The organism is Ensifer sp. ENS11, assembly GCF_014851895.1.
GTDB lineage: Bacteria > Pseudomonadota > Alphaproteobacteria > Rhizobiales > Rhizobiaceae > Ensifer > Ensifer canadensis.
Map to the genome: position 1 here is coordinate 313,315 of NZ_JACVAN010000002.1, position 11,649 is coordinate 324,963.

General features: G+C 62.8%; 9 protein-coding genes. 1 reads left to right on the top strand and 8 read right to left on the bottom strand.

Annotation, left to right across the window (positions count from 1 at the left end; genetic code table 11):
• Positions 1 to 35: 35 nt before the first annotated feature.
• From nadC to IB264_RS05620, 5 genes are all read right to left on the bottom strand, one after another.
• Positions 36 to 944: a carboxylating nicotinate-nucleotide diphosphorylase gene (gene nadC / locus IB264_RS05600; RefSeq protein ID WP_025426410.1), complete on the bottom strand. Its 909-nt coding sequence runs from the start codon at positions 942 to 944 to the stop codon at positions 36 to 38.
• Between the two features lie 49 nt (positions 945 to 993).
• The gene (locus IB264_RS05605) at positions 994 to 2,592 is read right to left on the bottom strand and encodes an L-aspartate oxidase (RefSeq protein WP_025426409.1); all 1,599 of its coding nucleotides are present in this window, start codon (positions 2,590 to 2,592) and stop codon (positions 994 to 996) included.
• 55 nt (positions 2,593 to 2,647) lie between these two features.
• Positions 2,648 to 3,727, bottom strand: coding sequence for a quinolinate synthase NadA (gene nadA, locus IB264_RS05610; RefSeq protein WP_025426408.1), 1,080 nt, complete (start codon positions 3,725 to 3,727; stop codon positions 2,648 to 2,650).
• A gap of 169 nt (positions 3,728 to 3,896) precedes the next feature.
• Positions 3,897 to 5,135, bottom strand: coding sequence for an MFS transporter (locus tag IB264_RS05615; RefSeq protein WP_025426407.1), 1,239 nt, complete (start codon positions 5,133 to 5,135; stop codon positions 3,897 to 3,899).
• Positions 5,136 to 5,241: 106 nt separating this feature from the next.
• Positions 5,242 to 6,108, bottom strand: a complete 867-nt coding sequence (locus tag IB264_RS05620) for an AraC family transcriptional regulator (protein ID WP_025426406.1) — start codon at positions 6,106 to 6,108, stop codon at positions 5,242 to 5,244.
• 129 nt (positions 6,109 to 6,237) lie between these two features.
• Between IB264_RS05620 and IB264_RS05625 the strand changes: the two genes are divergently transcribed.
• A complete protein-coding gene (locus IB264_RS05625; RefSeq protein WP_038576814.1) occupies positions 6,238 to 7,161 on the top strand; it encodes a phytanoyl-CoA dioxygenase family protein in 924 nt (307 codons plus the stop codon).
• 29 nt (positions 7,162 to 7,190) lie between these two features.
• Here the strand turns inward: IB264_RS05625 and IB264_RS05630 are convergent, their stop codons facing one another.
• From IB264_RS05630 to IB264_RS05640, 3 genes are all read right to left on the bottom strand, one after another.
• A complete protein-coding gene (locus IB264_RS05630; RefSeq protein WP_025426404.1) occupies positions 7,191 to 8,039 on the bottom strand; it encodes an MOSC domain-containing protein in 849 nt (282 codons plus the stop codon).
• Between the two features lie 79 nt (positions 8,040 to 8,118).
• On the bottom strand, positions 8,119 to 8,775 hold the full coding sequence (locus tag IB264_RS05635; protein WP_025426403.1) for an HD domain-containing protein: 657 nt from the start codon (positions 8,773 to 8,775) through the stop codon (positions 8,119 to 8,121).
• A 9-nt stretch (positions 8,776 to 8,784) separates the two neighbouring features.
• Positions 8,785 to 11,613, bottom strand: a complete 2,829-nt coding sequence (locus IB264_RS05640) for a DUF2339 domain-containing protein (protein ID WP_025426402.1) — start codon at positions 11,611 to 11,613, stop codon at positions 8,785 to 8,787.
• Between the last annotated feature and the right edge of the window lie 36 nt (positions 11,614 to 11,649).

Genomic DNA, 11,649 nt, shown 5'->3' on the forward strand with positions numbered 1-11,649 from the left:
CAAGCATTATCGCGGCGCTTACGCGTCGGAGCGCCTCAGTGCTTGATCGCTACGTCCAGACCGATGTCGAGCGTCGGAGCGGCCATGGTGATCTTGGAGGTCGAGATATAGTCGACGCCGGTCTCGGCGATGGCACGTACCGTGTCGATCCTGACGTTGCCGGAAGCTTCCAGGCGCGTGCGCCGCGGGTCTGCGGCATAGGCCTCGTCGCCAAGCTGCCAATGGGCGGCGTTGATGGCGACGGCTTCGCGCAGGCGCACCGGTCCCATATTGTCGAGCAGGATGACGTCCGGTGCCGCAGTCAGCGCCTCGCGCATCTGGTCGAGGCCATCGACCTCGATCTCGATCTTGACCAGATGACCGCAATAGGCGCGCGCCGCATGGACGGCGCCGGCAACGCCGCCGGAGACGGCGATGTGATTGTCCTTGATCAGCACGGCGTCGTCGAGGCCATAGCGATGATTGGAGCCACCGCCGAGACGCACGGCGTATTTCTCCAGCGCGCGCAGGCCAGGGATCGTCTTGCGGGTGCAGCAGACCTTTGCGCGCGTGTGGGCAATCTCGTCGGCAAATTTCGCGGTGTAGGTGGCAATGCCCGAGAGATGCATGAGGAAGTTCAGGCCAACGCGCTCGGCCGACAGAAGCCCGCGGGCGCGACCAGAGATGCGGGCAATCGCCGTTCCCGGTGTCACACGATCTCCGTCCGAAACCAGAGCCTCGAAGACGATGGACGGATCGACGAAGCGGAACGCTGTCCGCGCCAGCTCAAGCCCGGCAATCACCCCGGGATCGCGGGCGTTCATGCCAGCCGTTGCCGACAGTTCCGGCCCGATCGTCGACAGGGTGGTGATGTCGCCGGCGCGACCGAGATCTTCGAGCAAGGCGGCACGCACCTGATCCTCGACCATGAGGGCGGGCAGTTCGGGGCGAAGGGCTGCAGTCATCTGGTCGTTGGTCCTGTCTCTATTCTCAAGTGACTATTGCGCGCCATGCTCAGGCCGTTTCGGCTTCCGCGACGTCGGCCGCCAGACGGTTCGCTTCCGCAAGCGTCAGGTAGGTTCTGCGCCGCCATTCCGGCTGTTCCGTCGGGCAATCGGCGCGGTAGTGGCCACCACGGCTCTCGGTGCGGCGAAGGGCGCCGACGGCGATCAGCTTGGCGGTGGTGATGATGTTGGTGAAGCGCATGCGGGTGTTGTCGCGCTCGAGCGCCGAAATTTCGCGGATCGCCCGCAACAGGCTTTCGCGCGTGCGCACCACGCCGACGCAGTCGCTCATCAGGCTGCGCAGGATCGTGAGCTGCGGGCTGTCTTCGACCGTGACCGGGTCGTCGTTTTCGCCGGCATTGTCGCCCCATTGGGTAAGCTGCGGCGTCGGCAGGGTGCCCTTGATGTTTTCGGCGATGCGGGCGGCAAAAACCACCGCTTCCAGCAGCGAATTGGAGGCCAGCCGATTGGCGCCGTGCACGCCGGTCGACGTCACTTCGCCGGCTGCCCAAAGACCGTCGATCGAGGTGCGGCCCTCAGCATCCGTCAGCACGCCGCCCATGTGGTAGTGCACCGCCGGTACGACCGGGATCGGCTGCGTCACCGGATCGATGCCGGCACCGATGCACGAGGCATAGACTGTCGGGAACATGTCCGGGAAATGCTTGCCGACCGCCTTGGTGCAATCGAGAAAGGCGCCGCGACCGGCCTGGACCTCGGCGAACACGCCGCGCGAGACGATGTCGCGTGGGGCAAGCTCGCCGTCCGGGTGAATGTCAAGCATGAAGCGATGCCCGGCCGAGTTGATAAGCTGGGCGCCGTCGCCACGCAACGCCTCGGTCGCAAGCGGCGCCGGGTCTTTGCCAATGTTGATCGCCGTCGGGTGAAACTGGACGAATTCCGGATCGGCGATGATCGCCCCTGCCCGCGCCGCCATGCCGAGACCCTGGCCGCAAGCTTCCCAAGGGTTGGTTGTCACCGCATAGAGGTGGCCGATGCCACCGGAACACAGAACCACGGCCCGCGCCGGAAACGAAACGCGCTTCTTCGCCTGGCCGGCATCCGGCCGGGCGATGACGCCGGAGATGAAGCGGCCTTCGCGCACCAGCTCTTCGACCACATAGCCTTCGATGATGCGGATCGACGGGGTGTTGCGCACAGCCGTGATCAGCGCTTCCATGATCGCCTTGCCGGCCATGTCGCCCTTGACGCGCACGATGCGGCGTTCGGAGTGGGCAGCTTCGCGCGACAGGATCAACTTGCCTTCGAGATCGCGGTCGAAGGGTACGCCATATTCCAGCAGATCGTGAATGCGCGCGGGACCTTCGGCCACCATCATGCGCGTCATCTTCTCGTCGACGATGCCGGCCCCCGCCGTCAACGTGTCGGCGACGTGTTTCTCGAAAGTGTCGCCCGGGCTCATCGCCGCAGCGATCCCCCCTTGCGCCCAGGCCGACGAGGCGCCGTGGCCGATCGGTGCGGCGGCGAGAATGGTTACCGGCCGGGGGCTGAGCTTCAGCGCGCAGAAGAGGCCGGCAAGGCCGCCGCCGACGATGACGATATCGTCAATCCCGTTGAAGGATTGCGGACGGAAATGATCTCTCAGCATGGTGCGGCTCTCCTCCAGCGCATGCTTGTATGCCGGGCCCTTCGCCCGGCAGGTGTTATTGCTTGAGGTTGACCATGCGTTCGACTGCAAGGCGCGCCCGATCGGCGATCGCCGGATCGACCAGAACCTCTTCCGTCATGGTGAGCAGGCTGTCGAGAATCTTCGGCAGCGTGATGCGCTTCATGTGCGGACAGAGATTGCAGGGCTTGATGAACTCGACGCCTTCGATCTCGGCCTGGATGTTCGATGCCATCGAGCATTCGGTGACGAGCAGGACCTTCGACGGCCGGTGGTCTTTGACGTAGTTGATCATGCCCGATGTCGAGCCGGCGAAATCGCAAACGGCAATCACATCCGGATGGCATTCGGGATGGCCGATGATCTCGATGCCCGGATTGGCTTCCTTGTAGGCCAGCAGTTCGGCGGCGGTGAAGCGCTCATGCACCTCGCAGTGGCCCTTCCAGGTCAGGATCTTCTTGTTGGTCTGGCGTGCGACGTTCATGGCCAGATATTCGTCCGGGATGCACAGCACCGTGTCCGATGCGAAGCTCTCAACGACCGCAAGCACGTTCGACGAGGTGCAGCAGATATCCGTCTCGGCCTTCACGTCGGCGGAGGTGTTGACGTAGGTGACGACGGGAACGCCGGGGTAACGCTGCTTCAGCAACCGTACATCCGCGCCGGTAATCGATTCCGACAGCGAGCAGCCGGCCTTTCCATCAGGGATCAGCACGGTCTTTTCCGGGCTCAACAGTTTGGAGGTCTCCGCCATGAAGTGAACGCCGCATTGGATGATGATCTCGGCATCGACCTTGCTGGCGTCGCGCGCCAACTGCAGCGAGTCCCCGACGATATCGGCGACGCAATGGAAGATATCGGGCGTCTGGTAGTTATGCGCGAGGATGACGGCGTTGCGCTCTTTCTTCAGCCGGTTGATGGCGTGAACGTAAGGCGCATAGACCGGCCACTCGATCGCCGGAATGAAATCCTTCACCTTCTCGTAAAGATGCTCCGTCTCGCGCGCGACTGCGGGTGTGAAAGCAAGCTCGGGTCTTTCGATGACGCCGAAGCGCTGGGCGGCGCTTACAAGAACCGGGTTCGCCACGGCCTGCGTGCGGGTGTCAAGGCGCGTCATCGAGATCTCCTCTCCGCCCCTCTCCTGGGCGGCTCTTCAATTATGCTCAAAATGAGCATAATTGAACCAAAACAAAAGCGGCAAAGCCGCATGGATTGATTTAGAAAGTTTTGTGACAGAATTCAAGAACGGAACGTCGCATTTTGCGACGCCCCGTTCACGGATTTCTTCAGGCCATGGCAGGCCGGGGAACGGCTTTCTCCTCGATCGGCCAATGAACGACGGCCGCAAACAGGCCGAGCGCCACGCCTAGCCACCATACCGGATCATAGGAGCCGAAGCGGTCATAGAGGTATCCGCCCATCCACACGCCCAGGAACGAACCCACCTGGTGCGAGAGAAAGACGATGCCGCCGAGCAGGCCGAGATGGCGTGTCCCGAACATGATGGCAACGAGCGCGTTTGTCGGCGGCACGGTCGAAAGCCAGAGCAAGCCCATGACGATTGCAAAGACAATGACCGAGGTCGGCGATTGCGGCAGCAGCAGGAAGGCGGTGACCGCGACCGACCGGGCAATGTAGATCAGCGCCAGGAAATAGGGCTTGGAATAATGTTGGCCGATGAAGCCGGCCGACAGCGAGCCGATGATGTTGAAGAACCCGATCAGCGCCAGCGCGATTACCGCATAGCGGGCGTCGATGCCGATGTCGCCGATATAAGCAGGGAAATGCGCGGTGATGAAGGCCACCTGGTAGCCGCAGACGAAGAAACCGGAGACCAGTAGCAGGTAGCTCTTGTGGCCGAGCGCTTCCTTCAGCGCCTGACCGATCGACTGCTTGTACTGCGCTTCCGTCTGCCGGCCGGAGGAAGCGTTTCCACGCAACGGAATGGCGAACAACGGCACCAGCAACATCAACACCCCGAGATAGACAAGGCTGTCCGACCAGCCATAGGCGGAGATCAGCCCCTGGCTCAGAGGCGCGAACAGAAACATGCCGGCGGACCCTGCCGCCGTGCAGATGCCGAAGGCCATGGAGCGCTGGTGCGGCGTGACGTTGCGGGCGAATGCGGAGAGCAGAATGCCGAACGAACCGGAGCCGACAGCCATGCCGATCAAGACGCCGCCACCGATGTGCAACCAGATCGCCGCATTGGCGTGGGCCATGATGAACAGGCCGGAGGCGTAGAGAAGCCCCGACATGGTCAGCACGCGCCAGGTGCCGAACTTGTCGGCGATCGCGCCGAAGAAGGGCTGGCTCAGCCCCCAGCAGAGGTTCTGCAACGCCATTGCCAGACCGAAGGTCGTGCGGTCCCAACCGGTCTCGGCAAGCATCGGCAGTTGGAAGAAGCCCATCGCCGAGCGAGGACCGAAGGTGAGCATCGCAACGAGCGAGCCGGCGACAATAATCAGCCAAGGCATTTCCTGGCGAACGCTCGACGGCGCGGATGCTCCCGAAATGGCGGACATGGGTTTTCTCCTGATGACGAAGCGCGACCCTACGCGGACGCTAAAATAGATAAAAGCCAATTAAATTGACGACGCGATCACCGGAATTGATGAGGCCGGAAGCCACTCATCGGACATGCTGAAACCGCTGGCGAAACAGTCGTGGCGTCATACCCTTCTGGACCCTGAACTGCCGGTTGAAATTGGCGATCGAGCGATAGCCGACCGCCTCGGCCACATGAGCGATGGATTTTCCGGAGCCGGATAGAAGCGCGCAGGCCTCGCCGATCCTCAGCCGCATCAGATACTCCGAGATCGGCATGTCGAGATGGCGCAGGAACAGGCGGTGCAGGCCCGAGAGACTGAGGGCGGCAATATCCGCAAGCTCGTCCATCGAAGGGCTTTCGGCATAGGTGAGGTGGATGTGATCGAGCACGCGGTCGAGGCGACCACGATCGACGGCCCTGCCCGAGGGCGCGACGACCCGGTTAGACAATGGCGTTACATGCTCGTCCCGCGCAAGGATCGTCAGCAGCGCAAGGACATCCGGCAACCGCTCTTCAGGCTCGAGCGTACGCAGGCGCTCGAACAGCGGCCGAACGCGACGGGCTGCTCCTTGCGAGAATTGCAGGCCGGGCGCGGAGCGATCGAACATTGCCCGCACGCCACCGAGCTCGACAAAGCCGTCCTGCATCCGCTCCACCCATTCCGGGTGGAACCAGAGTACCAGCGCCACATGGGGCGCCCCCTCATCGACCTTGGACGCGGAATGCCATGTGTGCGGCAGGTTCGACCCGACCAGCACGAGATCGCCATCATCATAGGTGCCGATGTGGTCGCCGACGAAACGCTGGCCGCGCGAGTTCAGCGTAAGGGTCAGCTCGAATTCCGGATGGTGATGCCACTGAAACGGGATGCAATCGTCAAGCCGTCGGTCGAGAAGGATGGAGGATGCTTCCGTGGGCCTTGGGATCTTCTGCAGAACGGCCTTCATATTGCGCTCATCTGGATCATGACGCCAGATTAGTACCAATCTTTGCCGTACGAAGGCAACATGCCAGCCACGGAACGCCTAATCTGCCTGCATCGACAGAAAGACGCAGATGCACAGGAGGCCTTGCGCATGCTCAGAGACAGCCACCCCACAGCCGCCGCCGAAACCCAACTGAAGGACATCAAGAAGCGCCTTCCGTTGCGCGTGCTCTCGGAGGAGGACTGGCAGCACTGGATCACCAAGGGTTACGTGATCGTCCGGCAGGCCGTGCCGGCAGCCAATGTCGAGCGGCTCGTCGAACTGCTCTGGCGCTTCGACGAGAAGGATCCAGCCGACCCTTCGACCTGGTACGCGCCGCAGCGCCGCGAACACAAGATGAAGGAACTCAACAACACCGGCATGCTGGAGATCTACAATCACCAATATCTCTGGGACAATCGCCAGGAACCGCGCATCTATGGTGCCTTCGTCGATATCTGGGACCGAGAGGATCTTTGGGTGACGATCGACCGCGCCAACCTCAACCCGCCGAAAAGGGTCAAGGGAAATCCCAACGGTTTCATTCATTGGGACGTCGACACCTCGATCCGTCCGCTGCCGATCGGCGTCCAGGGCGTGCTCAGCCTGCAGAAGCAGGATGGCGATGTCGGCGGCTTTCAGTGTGTTCCTGAGCTGTTTGAAAACTTCGCCACCTGGGAAAAGACCCAACCGGCGGACAGAGACCCCATGCACCCCGACATGTCAGGCCTTTCGACCGTCAATATCGAGATGGAGGCAGGTGACCTGATGATTTTCAACAGCCTGCTTGCCCACGGCGTCCGGCCCAACCATTCCGATGGCAGGGTTCGCATGGCACAGTACATCTCCATGCATCCAGCCAAGTGGAACAACAGAGCCGAACGCGAAGAACGCGTGCGGCTCTGGCGGGAGCTCGACCATCCGAAGCGCGACGCCTTTCCGGGCGATCCGCGCGAATGGGAAAAGCACAACGCCACGCCCGCCAACCTCTCGGACCTCGGGGCAAAGCTGCTCGGCGTAACGCCCTGGTTCTGAGGCGGAGATCGTAGGTGGCTTCCGCCGGTTCAGGAAGCGCGCACCTTCATCGGCCAGCGCTCCCGGCGCCGGTCGACAATCCGCGCCTCGTCGCCGAGCTTCAAGGTTCCTTCGCCGCGCGGCACGACGTTCCAACCGAACAGCACGCCCGCCACGCGGCGGTCGGCCGACATGCGCTTTTCGGCGAGGCCCTGGATCGGATTGCCGCCGATGCGTTCGCCGGTGATCTGGTCCTGGGTGGTCATGATGCAGCGGGCGCAGGGTTTGACGAAATCGAAGCGGATGCCGCCGATCTCCAGGCTCTCCCAGAAATCCTCGTCCCAGGCCTCATCGCAATCGAGCAGGATGTTGGTGCGGAACCGGTCCATGCCGACGGGCTCCTGCCCCTTCTCCGCAAGTGTACGGTTCAGATCGGCAAGCGAGCCTGTGGTGGTGATCAGCACCGGAAAGCCATCAGCAAAACCGACGGGTGCTGCCGTGCCGGCCCACTCGGCACCGACGAAACGCTCCGCCGAAGCATCCATATGGGCAAGCTTGACGGGCCGGCCGAACCAGCCCGACAGCGTCTCGTTTGTTGCATCGTCGGCCACTGCCGCATCGACGTCGCTTGCCCAGACGCGCACGTCGAGCCGCTGGTCAGGATCGAAGCGCACGATGAGTGCCTTGTCGCCCATCTTCAGCTGCACGCCGCCATCAATGTGGTTTGCCTCGACCTGTGCCAGCGTCTGCAGCTCGCGCTGGGTGATGAAACGCCCATCCGGCTCCACCAGCATGAAACGGCGGTCGCCCTCGAAACCATCGAGATTGACGGTGACCGTCTCAAGCGGGATCGCCCGGCCGCTCTTCAGCGGATGAATGTTCAGTCCGGTCACCTTCATCGAAAACGCTCCACGTTGAGAAACAGATTCAGGCCGTTCGCGATCTGATTCACAGGACGGCGGTAATGGATTGAAAGGCTTAGATTTCATCCAGCATCATGGCAAGCACATCGCGCAGCCGTTGCTGGCGTTCGAGCGCCAGCCTGCGACCGGTAGCCGTCTGAAATCCATCGGCCAGCTTGAACAGCTTGGTCTCGAAATGGTCAATGGCAAAGGCCTTGTCGTCGAGCTCTCGATCCTCTGCCAGCGGATCGAGCGGATCGTAAAGGCCGCTGCCCATGCGCCCGGCGATGTAGAAGCAGCGGGCAGCGCCGACCATGCCGATCGCATCCAGTCGGTCTGCATCCTGCAGGATCTTCGCCTCGATCGTCTCGGGCGTGATGCTGGCCGAAAAGCTGTGGGTGAGAATTGCATGGGCGACGGACGATATGGCTTCAGCCGACCAGCCGAGATCGCGCAGGATGTCGGCGGCTTTTTCAGCCGCAAGCCTTGAGGCCTGCGTGCGATGCGGCGAGTTCTTTTCGACAGAAACGCAATCGTGCAGCAACACGGCTGCGGAGAGCACGCGTTCGTCACCACCCTCTTCGGCATGGATGCGGGCGGCGTTCTTCCAGACCCGGATCAGGTGGGATGCATCATGCGAACCGTCATCTGCCGCAAAAGCATGCGGCAGGAGAACGGCGGCGAGATCAGCATGCGGCGCGAATGCCGCCGCCAATGCAAAATTACGAGTCATGGCATCAACCTATTGCGGCTGTGTCGGCGCAGCAGACGACTGCCGCGTCACGCCGACGCCCGAAAGGATCTTCTGGTAGAACAGCCCGATGCCGATCAAAACGCCGCCGAGCCCGATGAAGGAGAGCGCGCGCAGGAAGCCCTCGAGATTGGACATGTCGATCAGGAAGACCTTCAGAACGGCAATGAAGACCAGCACGGCCGAGGCGATGCGAATGCTCTTGGCATTGAAGCGCGAGCCGAACACCAAAAGCAGCACGCCGAGCACCAGCCAGACGACCGAATAGGTGTAGGTCTCACCCTGCAGGAAGCCTTTCCAGTCCACGATGTTCTCCCCCTGCCAGAGGCGCCGGACGGAAAGCGTTGCCCATGCAAAAGCGAGGATCGCGCCACTGACGGCGAGCGCCATGACGTAGGGCAATGGTCGTTTGCCGCGCGCATACCAGGCAAGGCCCGCATAACCGATGCCCGGCAGGAGATAGCCGATCAAAAGCAGATCGAAGAACGGGATGGCCCCCAAGAGTTCGCCGCTGAAATACGGATTGAGCCCGAAGAGATGCGCTGAGAGAACCGAGAGCATCGAGAACACGCCAAGCCCCATGCCGCCGTAGCGGAAGACAGGGCTTGGTGACTTCATGTCCAGCGTCATGAACACACCCGAGGCACCGATCGCCAGCAACGTGTAGATCGACTGCTCGCCAAGCGTCGGTACGGCGCTGTCGAGCACGCCACCGTTCATGGCATGGCGAACGAGGATCGCCAGCGTCAACAGCACGAAGAGGCTCGCCAGGGCCTGCAGCAGGTTGCGCACACGCACATCCGGCCAGGATCGGACGAGATAGGCAGAGGCGACAAGCAAGAGCGCGGGAATGCCGTAGCCCGGCAACAGCGCATTGAACACCGGCGTGGTGCCGAGGTTTTCAGCGCCGACGATCGTCGGCTCCCAGGCGATACGGCCAAGAACGACGATCGCCGCTGCGCCGGTCATCCAGGGCAGGATTGGCCAGGTCCGAACACGGGTCGCGCCGGCATAGGCAGTCCCAAGCAGCGCAATCGCCAGGGTGGTGACGAGGCCATCGGTCCAGGCATGCAAGGCGATCACGAAGAGCGCAAAGGAGCCGGTAACCAGAAGGCTCGAGGCGATATCCACGCCCTCTGCTTCGCCGTCACGGCGATAGAGCCAATCGGCAAGCGCCAGCAGACCACCACCGACAACGAGCGCGAAAAGGCCGTGCGGCAGATCGAAGGTGTAGTTGCCGGTCATCAGGAATGACATCGTGGTCAGAGCAACCGGAACGACGGCGGCAATGCCGGCCCACAGGATAGCGAACTGCGGGTGTTCGCGCAGGCGGCGGGTGAGCACGAATGCGCCGAACAGCACGAACAGCGTTGCCAGCAGCAAGGCCGTCAGCGTCGCGGTTCGGCTGGGCAGAACGATCTCCGGCGCAACACCGGCAAGCGAAGAGTCGAGATAGGCAAGGACGCCGCTCAGCGCCGTCAGGCTGCCGATGCCGACGATCGCGCCGAGGGCAGACAGCAGGGCCGGATAGACGGCATTCGTCCGCCATGCGCCGAGTGCGGCCAGGGCCGCGACCACGACGAAGAACTCCTTGACGGGATATTCCACGGCGCTGACGGCCGGGCTGATGAAGATCAGAGCGAGCACGGTCGCGGCAATGGCCGCGGAAACGCTGATGGCGGCATAGGCCGGCGTGAAGAGCTTCTCCCACGGGCCGGCAACCGCAATCGGGCGGTTCGTCGGCTCAGGCAACGGCTCACTGGGCGCATCGGTGTCCATCGCACCCGGCCAGACCAGCCCGACACCCAGGATCATCACCAGCAGCGCAAAGGCGACCGGCAGCGCGTCGAAGGGCGATACCGCGGTGACATAGGCAAGCCCCCAGAGCCCGATGCCGACATTGGCGAGCGTCGGCACGACCATCCAGCGCCGCAACCGCGACGCCAATAAGGTCGCGAGCCACACGACCGACAGGAAGCCGAAGAGAACCCAGGGGCGCGGCTCATCGCTCGATACCAGCAACGGTGTGATCAGCGAGGCAAGCAAGCCGAGGCCGGCCAGCGCCTGCCCATGCAGCAACGACAGGCCGACGGTTGCGAGCGAAATCATCGCCAGCAGCACGAAGGCCGTCGCCGTGCCGATGAAGCCATAGATGTCATAAGCCGCATAGGCGACCCCGAACAACGTGACGGCACCGGCGGCAGTGAGGATGCCGGGGATCATCGCATTCTGGAATTCGTTGGCGATAACGGGCACGGCGCGACGGCGAATGACCTCGCCAGCCGCAGCCAGCAGCAAACCGAAGAGTGCGGCCAGCGTCAGCCGGACGGCAGGGCTCAGAAGACCGGCGTCGATCGAATACTTGACCATGAAGACGCCACCGAGCGCCAGTGCGATGCCGCCGACCCAGACGGCCCAGCGGGCACCGAGACGGCTTTCCAGGCTTTCCACCTGCCGGGATGGCGCTGCATCGACGGAGGTCGCCTCGACGCTCGCGGCCACGGCTTCGTCGGATGCGGTTTCGGGCTCGGTCGGTTCGGCATTGCCGAAGATCCTTGCGCCTTCGCGAGCGCTCGCCGAGAGCCCATCGACGCCTTCATCATCGTCGGTCACCGCATCGGCGGAGCGTTCAGAAAGCGCTGCCGCCTGCTCCGACGCGATATCGCCTTCCGGCGCTGCGAGCCCGGCCGCAGCCGTCAATCGCGCGATCTCCTTCTTGAGCGCGGCGACTTCGCTGTCCAACCGTTCTGCTGTCTTCCTGCCGCCGAAAAAGGCGGAGAGCGCCAGAACAAAAGCGACTAAGGCAATAACTTCAATCATGTTTTCCCCTGGCGGCAATATTCGCAGGCCGATCGC